Origin of the sequence: Pseudomonas sp. BRM28 (assembly GCF_002939405.1) — a bacterium.
Taxonomy (GTDB): Bacteria; Pseudomonadota; Gammaproteobacteria; order Pseudomonadales; family Pseudomonadaceae; genus Aquipseudomonas; species Aquipseudomonas palmensis.
Genome location: NZ_PEFV01000001.1, coordinates 3,035,858 through 3,052,409 on the forward strand (window position 1 = coordinate 3,035,858; position 16,552 = coordinate 3,052,409).

Sequence of the window (16,552 nt, forward strand, 5' to 3'; positions counted from 1 at the left end):
CCGGGTTCAAGCCCCTGAGTCTAAGGCAGGGGACCCGGGGGCGCTACGTGATGGTGGCTACTGCTAGACCTTGAACTGGGTCACCAGCAGGTTGAGGTCGACCGCAAGGCCTGCCAGCGCCTGGCTGGCGGCATTGCTCTGGCGTGCACCGGCCGCGGTCTGGATCGACAGGTCACGGATGTTGACCAGGTTGCGGTCCACCTCGCGGGCCACCTGGGCCTGCTCCTCACTGGCGCTGGCGATCACCAGGTTGCGCTCGTTGATGCCGGTGATGGCCTGGGTGATCTCGTCCAGGGCGTGACCGCACAGCTGCGCCACTTCCAGAGTGGCGTGGGCGCGCTGGTTGCTGTTGCGCATTGCCGTGACCGCCGTGCCGGTGCCCTGCTCGATGGTCCCGATCATGGTCTCGATCTCCTGGGTGGACTGCTGGGTGCGGTGCGCCAGCGCCCGAACCTCGTCGGCCACCACGGCGAAGCCGCGCCCGGCATCCCCGGCCCGGGCCGCCTCGATGGCGGCGTTGAGGGCCAGCAGGTTGGTCTGTTCGGCAATCGCGCGGATCACTTCCAGCACCTGGCCGATGTTGCGTACATCGCCCGCCAGGTGCTCGACCTGCTCGCAGGTGTGGGTCACGTCGTCGGTGAGCTGGCCGATGGAGTCGACGGTGCGCTGCACCTGCTCGCGGCCGTGGTGGGCGGTCTCGTCGGTCTGGCGCGAAGCCTCGGAGGTGCTCACGGCGTTGCGGGCCACCTCCTCCACGGCCGCCGTCATCTCGTTCACCGCCGTGGCCGCCTGCTCCACTTCGTCGTTCTGCTGCTGCAGCGCGCGATTGGAGTCGTCGGTGGCAGCCTGCAGCTCTTCGGCGGCCGAGGCCAGCTGGCTGGAGGAACTGGCAATTTTCTGCAGCGTGCCGCGCAGGCTGCCCTGCATGTCGCGCAGCGCCAGCAGCAGACGCGCCGGCTCATCCTTGCCGCTGATGCTGATCTCGTCGCACAGGTCGCCACCGGCGATGGTCTGGGCAATGCCCACGGCTTCGTCCAGCGGGCGCACGATGCTGCGCGTGAGCAGCACTGCCAGCGCCACGGTCAAAGCCAGCACCACGGCCAGAATCGCCAGCACCAGGCTGATGGCGCCATGGAATACCTCGGTGCTGCGTTGGGCCGCCTGCTCCCCGCCCTTGTCGTTGAGCGCAATGATTTCGAGCAGGTCGGTGAGCATGCCGTCGGCATTGGTCAGGTACGGGCCGGCGTCCACCAGCGCGATGGCGTCGTCCTTGCGCCCCTGCTGCAGTAATTGGACGACCTTGTGCTGATCGGCAAGGTAGCGCGTCTTGGCCTGCTGGTAGCGGGCGAACGCGGCCTGTTCCTGCGCCAGGGTGATCAGCCCGGCATAGGTCGCCTCCTGGGTGTCCAGCTGCGCTTCGAGCTGGTGCAGACGCGTGATCAGGTCCTGCAGGTCGTCGCCGTCGCGCAGTACCAGCAGGCGCAGGGTCAGGGTGCGGATCTGGGTGCTGGTCAGCGCTACGCCGTTGGCCGCGACAATCGAGGGCAGCCAGTTCTGGTCGACCTGGTTGGACTGTTCGTTCATTCGACGCATTTCCAGCAGCGACAGGCCGCCAAGGGCCATCGCCAGCAGGGCAATCAGCGCGAAGCTGAGGCCGGCACGCAGGGAAATGTTGAGGGAGCGCAGAAGCATGGGGTGTTCCTTGTGGCTGCAAAAGTACAACCCGCGCCGGGACAGGCGGCGCGGTCAGGTTCTGCAGGCAAGGCGGTGAAGCGGGAGGGCAGTGTTCTTTATGAGTGCTTGCTCCACTGCCGGCGGGATCACTCGGCGGCAGTGAAGCCATGATATCACATTGACATTAATTGTAACGTTGTCGGTGGTCAGGACTTGAAGCGGCCCACCAGTGCGTTCAATTCGGCCGACAGCGTGGACAGCCGTCCGGAGTCCTCCTGCGCCGAGCTGGCCAGGCTTTCGACCAGGCGCGCTTCGTCGTAGATCTGCTGGATATGCCGGTTGATCTCTTCGGCCACGCTGTGCTGCTCCTCGGCGGCGGCCGAGATCTGCAGGTTCTGGTCGCGGATCTCGTTGACCGACAGCTGGATGCCCTCGAAGCTGTCGCGCGCGCTTTCGATGGAGGTGACACTGGCCCGGGACAGGTCCTGGCAGCTTTGCATCTTCTGCGATACCTCCTGGGTCTTGCTGGCGAGGGTACCGAGCAACTGGTCGATTTCGCCGGTGGAGTCGGCGGTGCGCTTGGCCAGCGCGCGCACCTCGTCCGCCACCACGGCAAAGCCGCGGCCCTGGTCGCCGGCGCGGGCGGCCTCGATGGCGGCATTGAGCGCCAGCAGGTTGGTCTGCTCGGCGATGGCGCGAATGGTGCCCAGGATCTGGTTGATGCTGCGGCTGCCCTCCTCCAGCTCGACCATGGCCTGGGACGACTCGCTCAGGCGGTTGCCCAGGCGGTTGACGTTCTCGGTGGTCAGCTCGATCTGCTGCTTGCCTTCGGCCACCCGGCGATGCCCGCTTTCGGCGGAATCGGCGGCGTTGCTGCACGAGCGGGCCACCTCGTTGGCGGTGGCGACCATTTCGTTGAATGCGGTGGAAACCAGCTCCACCGCTTCACGCTGGCGCCCGGCCGCCTGGTTCATGTTGGTGGCCACCTCGCTGTTGACCTGCGAGGCGTCGTGCAGGTTGGTGGAGGCTGCGCCGATGCGCTGGATCAACTGGCGGATGGCCGCCAGAAACCGGTTGAACCAGCCGGCCAGCTCGGCGGTTTCGTCCTTGCCCTGCACAACCAGGTCGCGGCGCAGGTCGCCCTCGCCCTCGGCGATCGACTGCAGGCCCGTGCTGACCTGGCCGATGGGCTTGACGATCACCCGGGCGAACGCGGCGCCGATCAGCGCGAAGAAGATCGCCAGCACCACCACGATGATCCCGGCCAGGTAGGTCATGCGCGTGGCGGCGCCCATCACTTCGCGCTGCTCGATCAGGCCCACGAAGCGCCAGCCCAGGCCTGGGGAGGTCCATACGTTGGCCATGTAGCGAACCCCGTCGATCTCGACGTCGGCAGCCCCCTGTTCGGTGGCCGCGAGCCTGGCGTAGGGCTCGCCCAGGTCCTTGAGCGGCTTGAAGCTGTGCCCGTCGTCGCGCGGGTCGACCAGCACCACACCGTCCTCGATCAGCATCACGTAGCCGCTTTGACCCAGCTTGATGCTCTTGACCAGTTCGGTGAGGTTCTTCAGCGAGACGCTGACCACGAATACGCCGCGGGGCTTGCCGGCGCCGTCGAGCATGGCCCGGGCGGTGCCCACCAGGGCCACGTCGTCCTTGTCGTAGTAGTAGGCCGGGGTGCGCACGGTCTTGCCGGGGCTGGCCATTGCGGCCTTGTACCAGGGGCGCTGGCGCGGGTCGTAGTTGGCCAGTTGCGGGTCATCCGGCCACTTGGCGTAGGTGCCGTCTTCCAGGCCGATGGACAGGATGGCCGCCGCCGGGTGGGTGGCGCCAAAGCGTGCAAAGGAATCGATCACCCCCTGGGCCGGCGCTGGCAGGGGCTGGCTGGCGGCGTCGGCAGCGCGGTAGTCCTTGAGCGTCTGCACAGCGCTGTATACAGGATCGGCAGACATCTGATCGACGTTCTGCTGCATCCCGTCGAAGAACTGGCGCATGTTGCCGTCGATCTGGCGTATTTCCCGGGTGCTGCCATCGATGAACTGTTCAACCGCCTGGGTGCGGATATTCATCACGCTGACCACCGCGACCACCGTCACCGGGATGAAAGCCACCAGTACAAACGCAAGGACCAGCTTGTTTTTTATATTCATCGCGCGCTTCACCCTCCCCGGGCATGAGGCGCCAGTCACCCGTGCAGCGTGAGTTCTGGCAATTTGCTATCACCGCTGTTTCGGCTGGGGAGGTGAAAATCTTTAATACAGTTTCGTGTACAAAAAAATGCAGGATTGTTTCTAGTTGGTCGGCCGCATGGGGCGCGGCGCCGGCATGCCAGGCGTGGCGCCCTGCAGCACCAGGCGGGTGATGGTGGCGGCCGCCAGCGCGTAGTCGTCGCCCTGGGGCGCATGCACGCCCGTGAGCTGGGCCATGCGCCAGCCGAAATTGGTATAGGTGCGGGTGGCCGACCAGATGAACAGCATCAGGTGTTGCGGGTCGACCGGGGCGATCAGGCCGCGTTTGATCCAGCTGTTCAGGCAGTGCACGTTGAGCTGCGCCTCGGCGTGCAGCAGGTCGCGGCACACCCCGGGCAGTTGCTTGGCCCCGTGCAGCAGCTCGCTGCTGAACACGTTGGAGGTGTACGGGTGGTCACGCACGATGCGGATGCGCGCCTGGATGTAGGCCGGCAGCGCCACCTGCGGGTCATCGCTGGCGCGCAACACGGCGGAGGCCGCGAGCAAGGGTTCCAGAAAGGCCATCAGCACCCGGGTGTAGAGGTTTTCCTTGGTCTGGAAGTAGTAGTACAGGTTGGCCTTGGGCACGCCGGCGCGGGCCGCGATGTCGCGGGTCTGGGCGGCGTTGTAGCCCTTGCTGGCGAATTCCTCGCTGGCGGCCTCGAGAATCAGTTGCTGGTTGCGTTGACGAATGCTGGACATGGCGATGGCACTTCGGGGAAAGACCTTCGCAATATACAAAAATACATAGCGATGAGGCTATGCATGCCAGGTTGCGGGCGCGCCTTCGCCGGCAAGGCCGGCGGCTGGAGTGGGTGGGGCGCCTCAGGCCTCGGCCAGCAGGTAGGTGCGCAGGTCCCTGGAGACCTCTTCGGCCAGCAGCCCGACGATCACCTCGACACCGGCCTGGCGCAACAGGCGAACCCCGGCCCCGGCATTGCGCGGGTCCGGGTCGAGCATGCCGACGAACACCCGCTCCACCCCCTTGTCGATCAACGCCAGGGCACACGATGGGGTGCGCCCCTGGAACGAACAAGGCTCCAGGGTCACATACGCTGTCACACCCCGGCCCCCTTCCGGCAATTTCGCCAACGCCATCGCCTCGGCATGGGGCTGCCCCGGCGGCTGGGTGTGGCCCTGGCTGATCACCTGGTGATCGCGGACCATCACGCAGCCCACCGGCGGGTTGGGCCGGCACGCCGGCAAGGCACGGCGCCCCTCGATCAGGGCCAGTTGCATGAAATCGCTGTTGGAAGGGAGTATCGGCATAAGGTCCTTGCCCAGTGGGTTCCAGAATGAGCGAAGGCGACAGGGTACTCCTGCTGCACGGCGAGGGCACGATTTCTCCCGCATCGTGCGCTCACGCCGTTTGCCCGTTGTCGCTGCCGGCGGGCTTCGCTATAGTCACGCCCTGGCGTTCTCCGCGCCTGCCGTCCGCGCAAAGGGCCACGCCCCGGTACAGAACAGCCTCATTCGTCGATACGACTCCCGGCCTGCAAGCGGACAAGGCCCGACCCAGGAGATCGTATGCTCGCCGCCCTGCCCCCGCACATCTGCCATGACGGCAGAATCAACCTCGAACACCAGCGCAAACGCGCCAAGACCCTGCTCAGGCACCTGCTGGCCGGCACTGCGCCGGCGCACTTCAAGCCCCTGCCCCACAGCCGCGCCCCACGCCTGGCCGATGCGCAGTGGCTGATCGCGCAGGAGCTGGGCTTTGCCAGCTGGCCAAGGCTCAAGGCGCATGTCGACGCCATCGACTTTGCCGCACGCAACCCCGGCTTCGAAGCCGACGACGAAGCCCGCAGCGTGCATTGGCGGTGCGGCAACGACATCGCCCATACCCTGCGCCTGGCCGGTTTCAAGGGGGCCTTCCATACCTTCATCGACCCGCTGTGCATGGGCCCGGTACCGGCACTGCCGGCGCAACCGTTGCTCGCCCTGCGCAACGACTACATCAGCCGCGTGTTCGGCATGCCAGAAGCCGACGTGGCGCGGCGCAGTGCCGAGGAGTACGCCGCCCTGGCGCAGCTCGACGGGTGCCCGCACGCCGTGCTGTGGTGCGAGGCGGATGCCTATGACCAGTTGTTCCTGATCCGCGTGCTGGCGGGCATCGAGCAGTTGCCCGAGTGCCTGGAACTGATCGAGATCAGCCAGGTGCCGGGGGTGCAGCGTTTCATCGGCATCGGCCAGCTCGCGCCGGACCTGCTGGCCTGGCTGTGGCCCCAGCGTCGGCGCCTGGACGAGACAGCGCTGGCGCTGGCCCGGCGTGCCTGGGCGGCGTACTGCGCGCCCTCGCCACTGGCCTGGGCGCAGCTGGCCCATGCGCCAAGCCCGGCACTGCCCTTGCTGGCGCCGGCATTGCTGCGCCAGTTGCAGGAACTGCCGGGGCTGGCCGACGGCCTGTCGCTGACCGAGCGCCTGGCCCTGGGCATCGTCGCCGAGGCCGGCAGCCTGGCGTTCGGCCGGGTGTTCGCAGAGCTCATGGGCAGGCGCGAGCCACTGCCGTACCTGGGCGACCAGATGTTCCATGCGCTGATGCGCCCGCTGATCGATGCGCCCACGCCGTTGCTGATCGAAGCGGACGTTCACCTGCCCTGGCCGCAACGCAGCCTGACCCTCACGGCCCTCGGCCAGCAGGTACTGACAGGCGACGCCTACTGGCTGGACCACGCGGCCCCCGAACGCTGGGTAGGCGGTGTACGCCTGCAGGCCGGGCTGGCGCACTGGGCACTGGATGCCCATGGCCAGCCGGTGTGGCGCCATCAACCGTCCTGATGCCTGCCGAACGACCGCCGACCTAGCCAAAGGTCGGCACCCCAAAACGTAACAATATGTACAAAGCACGCGGTTGATTGTTTATGCTGGCCTGCTCATGCCATGGCGCATAGCCACATCGACCTGTTAATCGACCATGAAAATCTTTCTCGTTCTACTGTTTGTCTTCTCCATCGCCTACGTGCACCTGCGCGGGCGCGTGCGGCACAAGCTCACCCGCCAGCTGGGCGATCACTCCAGCTTCCTGGCCCCGATCAACGTGTTCCTCTACCTGTTCTCCCGGCTGCCGGCCAAGCCCTACCTGCCGGTGGAGGCCTTCCCCGAGCTCAAGCCGCTGCAGGACAACTGGCAGGAAATTCGTGCCGAAGCCCAGCAACTGCTGCACGTGGGCGAAATCAAGAGTTCGCAGAGCCATGACGACGTCGGCTTCAACTCGTTCTTCAAGAGCGGCTGGAAGCGCTTCTACCTGAAGTGGTACGGCGAAAGCCACCCGTCGGCCATGAAGCTGTGCCCACGCACCACCGAACTGCTGCAGGGCATCGGCACGGTCAAGGCGGCGATGTTCGCCACCCTGCCGCCGGGCTCCAAACTTGTGCGCCATCGTGACCCGTATGCCGGCTCCTACCGCTACCACCTGGGGCTGGACACGCCCAACGACGAGGCCTGCTATATCTGCGTCGACGGCGAGAACTACCACTGGCGCGACGGCGAGGCGGTGATGTTCGACGAAACCTACATCCACTACGCGGCCAACCACACCGAGCACAATCGCATCATCCTGTTCTGTGATGTGGAGCGACCGCTGAAGTACCGCTGGGCGACGGCGTTCAACCGCTGGTTCAGCCGCAAGGTGATGGCCGCCGCTGCGGCGCCGAACGATGCGGGCGACAAGACCGGCGGGATCAACCGGCTGTTCACGCGCATCTACAAGATCCGCGAGCGCGGCAAGGCGCTGAAGAAGCGCAACCGGCTGCGCTACTACTTGGAGAAGTGGGCGGTGGTGGCGCTGTTGCTGCTGGTGTTCATCTATATCTGAGGTGGCCCTTTCGCCGGTAAGGCCGGCTCCTGCAGACGGCGCGTGAGCCTGTAGGGGCCGGCCTTGCGGCAAAACGGCCCCTACCAAAGTACGCCCCCACCCCGACCATCGACCAACGGCGCCCCAGTGCCGAAAAAACTAGCTTCACTGTTCATTTTGTCGCAACACAAAAAGGTGAAGACGATGAGCATGATGGACTGGGATGGCTACCGCAAACAGCTGATGGCCGGTATCGGCGACCTCAAGCAACTCTCGCCCGGCACGGTCGACGGCTACATGACCGCCAGCGGCGCCGGGGCCAAGACCAACCACCTGGACGCAAAGACCCGCGAGCTGATCTCCCTGGCCGTGGCGGTGACCACCCGCTGCGACGGCTGCATTGCCGTGCACTCGGCGCAGGCGGTCAAGCAAGGCGCCACCCGTGAGGAAATCGCCGAGGCCCTGGGCGTGGCCGTGGCGATGAACGCCGGCGCCGCCCTGGTGTACTCGGCGCGCGCACTGGATGCGGTGGGCAAGGCCGGGGAGTAACCCGGCCCGGGGCCTGCGCTCATGGCTGCGCAGGCCGCTCCATCAGCACCACCTCGATCGGGTCGCCGCCCACCCCGTGGGAGAAGAAGTCGCGCCCCTTGGCGACAAACCCGTGACGCTGATAGAAGCCCTCGGCATTGAGCGTGGACTCGACCTTGATCACCTCCACGCCCGGCGCCCGGGCCTTGGCCAGGCCCGCCTCCAGCAGGCGGCTGCCCAGTTGCTGGCCGGCCGCCTGCTGCAGCACGAACAGGCGCGTGACTTCGCCAGGTTCAGCGTCGACAAAACCGACCACCGTCTCACCCTGACATGCCACCACCATCGAGCCCTTGGCAATGGAACGCTCGTAATCCTCATGGGTTCGCTGGCCCATCCAGCCGCGCAACTGCTCATCCGAATAGCGCCCACCCGCCAATTGCGTGATCGACTGGTGCGTCACCGCAAACACCGCTGCCCCATCGCCGGCCCGGGCCGCGCGCAAGGTGATCGACTCCATGGGTTCCCTTCCCCTGTGAATGCATGAGCCGCCACTCTAGCCGGCCTGCACGGTGGCCTCAACCACCCGGGTTGGTGAACTGGATGTACAGGCAGAAGGTGCCCAGCAACAGCCAGAAGCCGATGAACAGCCAGGGCGTGCGCATGGAGAACAGCAGCGACTTGCAAAAGCCCTTGTGGCTCGATTCCAGCTCGTTGAACAGCGGCGATTCGTCGTAGGCCAGGCCCATGGCCGGCTTGCTGTGCAGCAGGTTGCTCTGTTTGAAGTGCCAGTGATCGATGATCAGGTAGGCCGCGCGTATGCCCGGCCAGGCGTTGAGCGAACTGACGATGCCAAGCAGCGCCATCAGGCACGGCACCACCAGGGTGAACAGCTTGCCCCATTCGGGGTTGAGGTTGGCCATCGACGAGGCAAAGGCGATCACCAGGAACGACTGCGCCGTGAGGTAGGCGTTGGTCCGGTTGGACAGCAGGCTGGTTTCGTACTGGATCTCGCGCCGGTAGAAGTCCAGGCGCTCCTTGGGCGAGCCGAACAGCAACGGGTCGTCTTCGTCGCTCGATTGCACGGGCAAGGGCTGGGTGATGATTTTCGACATGTCTGGGTATCCGCAACCAGTGGTCGAATTTGGAGCCCGCCCCGGCGCCAGCGTTCAGTTGATTGCGCCGGTCGGGGCGCAATCCTTAGAATGGCGCCCCACCCGCCCCCTTCGCCCGCCAAGGATTCCCATGCTGCAGATCCGCCCGATGACCGCCGCCGATTTCGACCGCTTCTGGCCCACTTTCCAGGCCGTGATCGCGGCGCGGGAGACCTACGCCTACGACCCGAACCTGAGCCTGGAGCAGGCCCGGCACCTGTGGCTGGAGGTGCCGCTGCACACGCTGGTGGTCGAGGACGAGGGCCAGTTGCTGGGCGCGTACTACCTCAAGGCCAATGCCGCAGGCCCCGGCAGCCATGTGAGCAACTGCGGCTACATGGTCGCCGAGGCCGCCCGCGGGCGCGGCGTGGCGCGGCTGATGTGCGAGCACTCCCAGCGCCTGGCACGCAACGAGGGCTTCCTGGCCATGCAGTTCAACTCGGTGGTGGCCAGCAACGAGGTGGCCGTGGCGCTGTGGCACGCGCTGGGCTTCGAGACCGTCGGGCGCCTGCCCAGGGCCTACCAGCATGCGCGCCTGGGCCTGGTCGACTGCCTGGTGATGTACAAGTGGCTGGGTGAAATGACTGCGCCCGAACAGCCAAGGCTGATCGGGCGCAAGAACATCGAGGCGGTGGTGTCGCGCAAGCGCGGGCGCTAGCCCTTAGAACGCAAGGCCGACCTTGATGCCGAACTCGTCACGCTTGAGCTTGATGTTGTCGGCCACTTCCGAGTCTTCGTCCAGCTTGTACTCGGTGCGGGTGTAGTACAGGCCGGCCATCACCGGCATCGAGCCCTTCTGGTTCATCAGCAGGCTGACTTCGGCATAGGGGTTGGTACGGTCCTTGAGGTCGACGGTGTCGTTGCCCACGTCTTCGACATGCAGCTTGGCCTTGCTGTCCAGCGAACGGCGTGCACCGGCTTCCAGGCGCAGGGTCATGTCGTCGAACTGGTGGTTGTAGCCCAGCGCGGCCTTGGCGAAGGGGGTGCGACCGGTCAGCTTCATGTCGTAGCCGTTGGATTCCAGCTCGTAGCGCGACCAGTTGTAGCCGCCGCCCACGATCAGGTCGATCGAGTTGCGCGCATCGATCGCGGCGCGCCAGCCCAGGTCCACGTCGGCCTGGCCTTCCTTGAGCTTGGTGTCGTTGTGGTCGCCGTACTTGAGGTCGACACCGGCCTGGTAGATGAAGCCGGATTCAGCGGTGAGCTTGTTGCCGAAGTTGAAGAACAGGCCGCCTTCACCCATGCGGTCGGTATCGGACTCGCTGCCGCCTTCGAGCTTGAACTTGTTGTAGGCGCCGAGAACACCAAAGGTTGCAATCGGGTCGGTGGGGGCTGCGGCCAGCGCACTCAGGGGGGCGGCCAGTACCGCCAGGGCCGAGGTCTTGAGCAGCAGGTTGCCGAATCGCTTGGACATCACTTTCAGTCTCCATTTATGTGAAAGGCACTCGGGGTCGAATGCGACCTTTCGAACCCCGGGCGTTTCAAAAAGTTCAGACGAAGGCTCTGGGGTGCGGGTTGTGTCACAGAAACCGTGTCGGGCGTTCACAAAACCCTGTGGGAGCTGGCATTGCCAGCGAAGGCAACGCCGCAGATATACAGCCGATTGAATGTTTGCAGCAGCGCGCAGTCCGATTCTTCAAGCCCCAGCCATCAGGAGTACCGCATGACTGCACGCAAACTGTTCACCACCCTTGCCCTGCTCGGCAGTGTCGCGCTGGTCCAGCTCCCGGCCCAGGCCGCCGAGCCCAGCGTGGTCGCCCCCGAGTCTCCGACCCGCGAGCTGAAGGTGCACGACAAGGCCCCCGACCTCTACAAGCGCGACGACATGGCCCTGCGCGGCTGGAAGGAAAAGGGCCTGAGCCAGCCCGACGAAGACAGCCAGTGGGTCAAGATCCAGGACAACTACGTGCTGATCGAAATCACCAACGGCACCATCAAGAAGATCGTGCCCGCCAAGGGCTAACCCAGCGCCGGCAGGCTGTAGCGCTCGGCGAAGTACTGGCGCAGGAACTCGACCGCCACGCGTACTTTCGCCGAGCTGGCCAGGGGCGAGGTGTATACCGCCCAGATGTCCGCCGCCTGGTGATAGTCCTCCAGCACCGGCACCAGCCGGCCATCGGCCAGGCTGTCGTGCACATCCCAGTACGAACGCAGCAGTATCCCCCGCCCGTCCAGGCACCATTGGTGCGCCACCTCGCCGTGGTTGGTCGACAGCCCGCCGGTCACCCGCACGCTCTGCTCGCCCTGCGGCCCCTGTAGTTGCCAGACGCCGAACGGGTGGTCACGCTCCTTGATCACCAAACAGTCATGGCTGCTCAACTCGGCCAGTTGGCGCGGCGTGCCGCGCCGTTGCAGGTAGCCCGGTGCGGCGCACAGCACGCGCCGGTTGTGGGCCAGCGGCTTGGCGATCAGGTGCGGGGCAATCACGTTGCCCACGCGGATATCCAGGTCTACCCCCTCCTCGATCAGGTCCACCAGGCGGTCGTGCACGTCCAGGCGGATATCCAGCTGCGGGTAGCGCTCGGCCAGCTCCGATAGCGCCGGCGCCACGAAGCGCCGGCCCAGGCCCAGGCTGCTGGCGATACGCAACTGGCCCACCGGCACGCGGTGCTGGGTGCTGATGTCGTCGCCCATGCGCTGCACCGTCTCGAAGATTTGCAAGGCCCACTGGTAGACCCGCTCGCCCTCCTCGCTCAGCGACACCCGCCGCGTGGTGCGGTGCAGCAGGCGCACGCCCATCTGCTGCTCGAGCAGGCGCACACGCTTGCTGATGAACGCGGCCGACATGCCCAGTTGCTCGGCCACCGCGGCAAAGCTGGCGCGCTTGGCCACCTGGACAAAAATGTTGAGGTCTTCGAGGTTGGGCAGACTATTCACGATATGTGCACAAAGAATTCATGTTGGGCGAGATTATCTCTGACCCGATGGCTTATAGCATGCGCTCACCTGTTCCCAAACAACAACGAGTGAGCCGCCATGACCAAGACCTTCAAGATTGCCGCCATTCCTGGCGACGGTATCGGAAACGAAGTGCTGCCCGAGGGCATCCGCGTGGTCGAAGCCGCCGCGCGCAAGCACGGCCTGGACATCCAGTTCGAATTCTTCGAGTGGGCCAGCTGCGACTATTACCTGGCCCACGGCAAGATGATGCCCGATGACTGGTTCGAGCAGCTCAAGGGCTTCGATGCGCTGTACTTCGGTGCGGTAGGCTGGCCCGACAAGGTGCCGGACCACATCTCGCTGTGGGGCTCGCTGCTCAAGTTCCGCCGCGACTTCGACCAGTACGTGAACATCCGTCCGGTGCGCCTGTTCCCCGGCGTACCCTGCCCGCTGGCCGGTCGCGAGCCGGGCGACATCGACTTCGTGGTGATCCGCGAGAATACCGAGGGCGAGTACTCCTCGCTGGGCGGTCGCATGTTCGAAGGCACCGAAAACGAGTTCGTGCTGCAGGAGTCGGTGTTCACCCGCCGCGGCGTCGACCGCATTCTCAAGTATGCCTTCGACGTGGCGCAGACCCGTGAGCGCAAGCACGTGACCTCGGCCACCAAGTCCAACGGCATGGCCGTGAGCATGCCGTACTGGGACGAGCGCACCGCCGCGATGGCCGCCAACTACCCCGAGATCAGCTGGGACAAGCAGCACATCGACATCCTCTGCGCACGCTTCGTGCTGCAGCCGGACCGCTTCGACGTGGTGGTGGCTTCCAACCTGTTCGGCGACATCCTCTCCGACCTGGGCCCGGCCTGCGCCGGCACCATCGGCATCGCACCGTCGGCCAACCTCAACCCCGAGCGCAGGTTCCCGTCGCTGTTCGAACCGGTCCACGGCTCGGCGCCGGATATCTTCGGCCAGAACATCGCCAACCCGATCGCGATGATCTGGTCCGGGGCGCTGATGCTGGAGTTCCTCGGCAATGACGGCGCCGACCCGCGCTACCGCGCCGCCCACGACGACATCCTTGGCGCCATCGAGCGCGTGATCGCCGCCGGCGACACCACCCGCGACATGGGCGGGCAGAAGTCCACCCAACAGGTCGGCCAGGCCATCACCGCGCTGATCGAAGGGTGAAACAACGGGCCGGTTGTCTGAATTGCCAGACAATCCGGCCCGTCACCTCTTGCGAGCCCACAAGATTCTAGGCAGAATCTGTTAACCAAAAGATAGTAGTTAACTTATAGTTAACAGAAGGAGGACGCTTTACCGCATTACCCCCCGGATTGCCTGCCGGGTACAGATAAGAACGCCAACGTCCAGGAGACGATGATGTCGCACAAGAATAAAAAACAGATAGATGTGTTCCTGATTACCGTGAGCCTGATTGCCGTGCTGCTCACCGTGATCGGCCTCGCCGTGTTTCCCTCCCAGGCCGAACAGGCCGCCAACCAGTTGTTCGAGATTGCCACCCGTACCTTCGGCACCAGTGTCCAGGTGCTGGTATTCGGCAGTTCGCTGGCCGTGCTGTATCTGGCGTTCAGCAAGTACGGCAACATCCGCTTCGGCAGCGGCAAGCCCGAGTACTCCACCCCCACCTGGGTGTTCATGTTCATCTGTGCCGGCATGGGGTCCTCGACCCTGTACTGGGGCGTGATGGAATGGGCCTACTACTACCAGACCCCTGGTCTGAACATTGCCGCGCAATCGAGCCAGGCGCTGGAATACAGCGTCAGCTACTCGTTCTTCCACTGGGGCATCAGCGCCTGGTCGATCTATGCCCTGGCCTCGCTGGCCATGGCCTATCACTTCCACGTGCGCAAGAAGAGCGGCCTGAACCTGGCCTCGATCGTCGAGGCGGTGACCGGCTTCAAGGCCACCGGCCCGATCGGTCGCACCGTGGACCTGATCTTCCTGCTGACCATGATGGGCGCGCTGACCGTGTCGCTGGCGCTCACCGCCTCGACCCTGACCCGCGGCCTGCATGACCTGGCCGGCACCCCCGACACCTTCACCGTGCAACTGATGGTGATCGGTGCAGTGGCCATCCTGTTCTCGCTCAGTTCCTACATCGGCATCGATGGCGGCCTGCAGCGCCTGAGCAAGATGGTGTGCATCGGCGCGCTGGTGTTCGCCGGCGTGGTGCTGCTGGTGGGCCCGACCCAGTTCACCATCAACAACACCGCCAACTCCATCGGCCTGATGGTGCAGAACTATGTGCGCATGAGCCTGTTCACCGACCCGGCCGGCGACGGCGCGTTCACCCGCAACTGGACGGTGTTCTACTGGCTGTGGTGGGTGTCCTATGCCCCGGGCGTGGCCATGTTCGTGACCCGTGTGTCCCGTGGGCGCCAGCTCAAGGAAGTGGTGTTCGCCCTGCTCGCCGGTGGCAGCGTGGGCTGCTGGTTCTTCTTTGGCGCGCTGGAAAGCTACAGCATGCACCAGTTCATCAACGGCGCCATCGACGTACCGAAGATCCTCAGCGAGCAAGGCGGCGAATCGGCGGTCAGTGCCCTGCTGACAGCACTGCCGATGGGCAAGGTGTTCCTGGGCGTGTACCTGTTCATCATGGCGGTGTTCTGCGCCTCGCACATGGACGCTGCCGCCTATGCCGTGGCGGCCACCAGTACCCGCAACCTGCGCGAAGGCGACGACCCCACCCCCACCCACCGTCTGTTCTGGTGCGTGGTGCTAACCCTGGTACCGCTGGCCATGCTGTTCGCCAAGGCGTCGCTGTCGACCATGAAGACCGCCGTGGTGCTGACCGCGATCCCGTTCATGGTGATCCTGCTGATCAAGATCTACGGCTTCTTCAAGTGGATGCTGCAGGACTACGGCCAGGTGCCGGCCCACCGCATCGAGGAAGAGGCCGCGCGCCTGGCCGGCGAGCAGCCCGAACAGCCTGAACCCGTTGAACAACCCGCAGCGGCCCCGGTAACCGCGACGGCCCGCTGAGTCGCTGACCCCGACCCACCTGCACGGATGCAGGCCTGACGGTCCTTTTTTTTGCCTGTTCTGTTAACCAATAGATACACGTAAACCAATAAGTAAAAGCCAATTGAACAACGGTGCGCCGGCCTGGCTGGACGCCCCCGTGAGGAGATAGCAATGAACGACTTCAAACGCCTGCCCGCCGATTTCTGCGCCAGCGCAGACGAGGCCTTCACCATTCCGGCCAAGTTCTACACCCAGCCTGCGGTGTTCGAGCACGAGAAAGAGAACATCTTCGCGCGCAGCTGGATCTGCGTGGGTCATCGCAGCGAAGTGGCCGAGAACAACGCCTACATCACCCGCGAGATCATCGGCGAGAGCATCATCGTGGTGCGTGGTCGCGACAGCGTGCTGCGCGCCTTCTACAACGTGTGCCCGCACCGTGGCCACCAGCTGCTCAGCGGCAGCGGCAAGGCCAAGAACGTGATCACCTGCCCGTACCACGCCTGGACCTTCAAGCTCGACGGCGAACTGGCCCACGCACGCAACTGCGAGAACGTGGTCAACTTCGACAAGCAGAACTCCACCCTGGTGCAGCTGCGCGTGGAAGAGTACGCAGGCTTCATCTTCATCAACATGGACATGGACGCCGGCAGCGTCGAAGACCAGCTGCCCGGCCTGCAGGCACGCATGCGCCAGGCCTGCGCGGTGATCGACGACCTGCACCTGGCAGCACGTTTCGTCAGCGATACCCCGGCCAACTGGAAGTCCATCGTCGACAACTACCTGGAGTGCTACCACTGCGCCCCGGCGCACCCGGGCTTCTCCGACTCGGTGGACGTCGGCCAGTACAGCCACACCACCTACGGCAACTGGACCCTGCAATATGGCCTGGCCAAGCCGTCGGAGCAGTCGTTCAAGTTCGACGAAAGCGTCAAGGACCCCTCCTTCGCCGGCTTCTGGGCATGGCCGTGCACCATGTTCAACGTGCCGCCAGGCGCGAACTTCATGACCGTGATCTACGAGTTCCCGGTCGACGCCGAAACCACCCTGCAGCACTACGACGTGTACTTCCTGAACAAGGACATCACCGAAGAGCAGCAGAAACTCATCGACTGGTACCGCGAGGTGTTCCGCCCCGAGGACCTGCGCCTGGTCGAAAGCGTGCAGAAGGGCCTCAAGTCCCGCGGCTACCGTGGCCAGGGCCGGATCATGGCCGACCGTGAGCGCAGCGGCATGAGCGAGCACGGCATCGCCCACTTCCACAACCTGATCGCCGTCGCCCACCTCAACGACTGACAACGCCCGCCCCCGGTACG

General features: G+C 65.0%; 16 protein-coding genes and 2 pseudogenes. 8 read left to right on the forward strand and 10 right to left on the reverse strand.

Annotation, left to right across the window (positions count from 1 at the left end):
- Positions 1–63: 63 nt before the first annotated feature.
- The 6 genes and pseudogenes from CR917_RS28090 to CR917_RS14400 form a co-directional block, all read right to left on the reverse strand.
- Positions 64–927 (reverse strand): methyl-accepting chemotaxis protein, encoded by an 864-nt coding sequence (locus tag CR917_RS28090; RefSeq protein WP_370409268.1) that lies wholly within the window; start codon positions 925–927, stop codon positions 64–66.
- Positions 922–1,692 (reverse strand): annotated as a pseudogene (locus CR917_RS28095) (MCP four helix bundle domain-containing protein); the annotation flags it as partial. The gene CR917_RS28090 and the pseudogene CR917_RS28095, both read right to left, overlap by 6 nt.
- A 188-nt stretch (positions 1,693–1,880) precedes the next feature.
- Positions 1,881–2,648, reverse strand: coding sequence for a methyl-accepting chemotaxis protein (locus CR917_RS28100; protein WP_370409269.1), 768 nt, complete (start codon positions 2,646–2,648; stop codon positions 1,881–1,883).
- An 87-nt stretch (positions 2,649–2,735) separates the two neighbouring features.
- Positions 2,736–3,821, reverse strand: a pseudogene (locus tag CR917_RS28105) (cache domain-containing protein); the annotation flags it as partial.
- Between the two features lie 141 nt (positions 3,822–3,962).
- On the reverse strand, positions 3,963–4,601 hold the full coding sequence (locus CR917_RS14395; protein WP_088515110.1) for a TetR/AcrR family transcriptional regulator: 639 nt from the start codon (positions 4,599–4,601) through the stop codon (positions 3,963–3,965).
- Between the two features lie 123 nt (positions 4,602–4,724).
- Positions 4,725–5,168: a bifunctional diaminohydroxyphosphoribosylaminopyrimidine deaminase/5-amino-6-(5-phosphoribosylamino)uracil reductase RibD gene (locus tag CR917_RS14400; protein WP_043860246.1), complete on the reverse strand. Its 444-nt coding sequence runs from the start codon at positions 5,166–5,168 to the stop codon at positions 4,725–4,727.
- Positions 5,169–5,426: 258 nt separating this feature from the next.
- Here CR917_RS14400 and CR917_RS14405 point away from each other — a divergent pair, with 258 nt between their 5' ends.
- The 3 genes from CR917_RS14405 to CR917_RS14415 all read left to right on the forward strand — a co-directional run bounded on the left by CR917_RS14405 (position 5,427) and on the right by CR917_RS14415 (position 8,241).
- Entirely contained in the window at positions 5,427–6,677 is a 1,251-nt protein-coding gene (locus tag CR917_RS14405) for a DUF1835 domain-containing protein (protein WP_104572518.1), read from the forward strand.
- Positions 6,678–6,813: 136 nt separating this feature from the next.
- Positions 6,814–7,713: a lipid A hydroxylase LpxO gene (gene lpxO / locus CR917_RS14410; RefSeq protein WP_043860248.1), complete on the forward strand. Its 900-nt coding sequence runs from the start codon at positions 6,814–6,816 to the stop codon at positions 7,711–7,713.
- A gap of 183 nt (positions 7,714–7,896) precedes the next feature.
- The gene (locus CR917_RS14415; protein ID WP_078481264.1) at positions 7,897–8,241 is read left to right on the forward strand and encodes a carboxymuconolactone decarboxylase family protein; all 345 of its coding nucleotides are present in this window, start codon (positions 7,897–7,899) and stop codon (positions 8,239–8,241) included.
- Positions 8,242–8,260: 19 nt separating this feature from the next.
- Here CR917_RS14415 and CR917_RS14420 read toward each other — a convergent pair whose 3' ends face one another.
- Both CR917_RS14420 and CR917_RS14425 read right to left on the reverse strand, forming a co-directional pair.
- Complete coding sequence (locus tag CR917_RS14420) at positions 8,261–8,737, reverse strand: GNAT family N-acetyltransferase (RefSeq protein WP_043860250.1); 477 nt, start codon at positions 8,735–8,737, stop codon at positions 8,261–8,263.
- A gap of 58 nt (positions 8,738–8,795) precedes the next feature.
- The gene (locus CR917_RS14425) at positions 8,796–9,332 is read right to left on the reverse strand and encodes a hypothetical protein (RefSeq protein WP_104572519.1); all 537 of its coding nucleotides are present in this window, start codon (positions 9,330–9,332) and stop codon (positions 8,796–8,798) included.
- 130 nt (positions 9,333–9,462) lie between these two features.
- Between CR917_RS14425 and CR917_RS14430 the strand changes: the two genes are divergently transcribed.
- Positions 9,463–10,029, forward strand: a complete 567-nt coding sequence (locus tag CR917_RS14430) for a GNAT family N-acetyltransferase (protein ID WP_043863946.1) — start codon at positions 9,463–9,465, stop codon at positions 10,027–10,029.
- Positions 10,030–10,032: 3 nt separating this feature from the next.
- Here CR917_RS14430 and CR917_RS14435 read toward each other — a convergent pair whose 3' ends face one another.
- Entirely contained in the window at positions 10,033–10,785 is a 753-nt protein-coding gene (locus tag CR917_RS14435) for an outer membrane beta-barrel protein (protein WP_104572520.1), read from the reverse strand.
- 249 nt (positions 10,786–11,034) lie between these two features.
- Here CR917_RS14435 and CR917_RS14440 point away from each other — a divergent pair, with 249 nt between their 5' ends.
- Positions 11,035–11,334, forward strand: coding sequence for an RcnB family protein (locus tag CR917_RS14440; protein WP_043863948.1), 300 nt, complete (start codon positions 11,035–11,037; stop codon positions 11,332–11,334).
- Here the strand turns inward: CR917_RS14440 and CR917_RS14445 are convergent.
- A complete protein-coding gene (locus CR917_RS14445) occupies positions 11,331–12,248 on the reverse strand; it encodes a LysR substrate-binding domain-containing protein (RefSeq protein WP_104572521.1) in 918 nt (305 codons plus the stop codon). The genes CR917_RS14440 and CR917_RS14445 overlap by 4 nt on opposite strands.
- 99 nt (positions 12,249–12,347) lie before the next feature.
- On the opposite strand from CR917_RS14445, the gene CR917_RS14450 reads away from it, so the two are divergent.
- The 3 genes from CR917_RS14450 (at position 12,348) to CR917_RS14460 (ending at position 16,532) form a co-directional block, all read left to right on the forward strand.
- Entirely contained in the window at positions 12,348–13,439 is a 1,092-nt protein-coding gene (locus CR917_RS14450; protein WP_043863950.1) for a tartrate dehydrogenase, read from the forward strand.
- A gap of 195 nt (positions 13,440–13,634) precedes the next feature.
- On the forward strand, positions 13,635–15,257 hold the full coding sequence (locus CR917_RS14455; protein ID WP_104572522.1) for a BCCT family transporter: 1,623 nt from the start codon (positions 13,635–13,637) through the stop codon (positions 15,255–15,257).
- 153 nt (positions 15,258–15,410) lie between these two features.
- Positions 15,411–16,532, forward strand: coding sequence for an aromatic ring-hydroxylating dioxygenase subunit alpha (locus CR917_RS14460; RefSeq protein WP_043863952.1), 1,122 nt, complete (start codon positions 15,411–15,413; stop codon positions 16,530–16,532).
- Positions 16,533–16,552 lie beyond the last annotated feature (20 nt).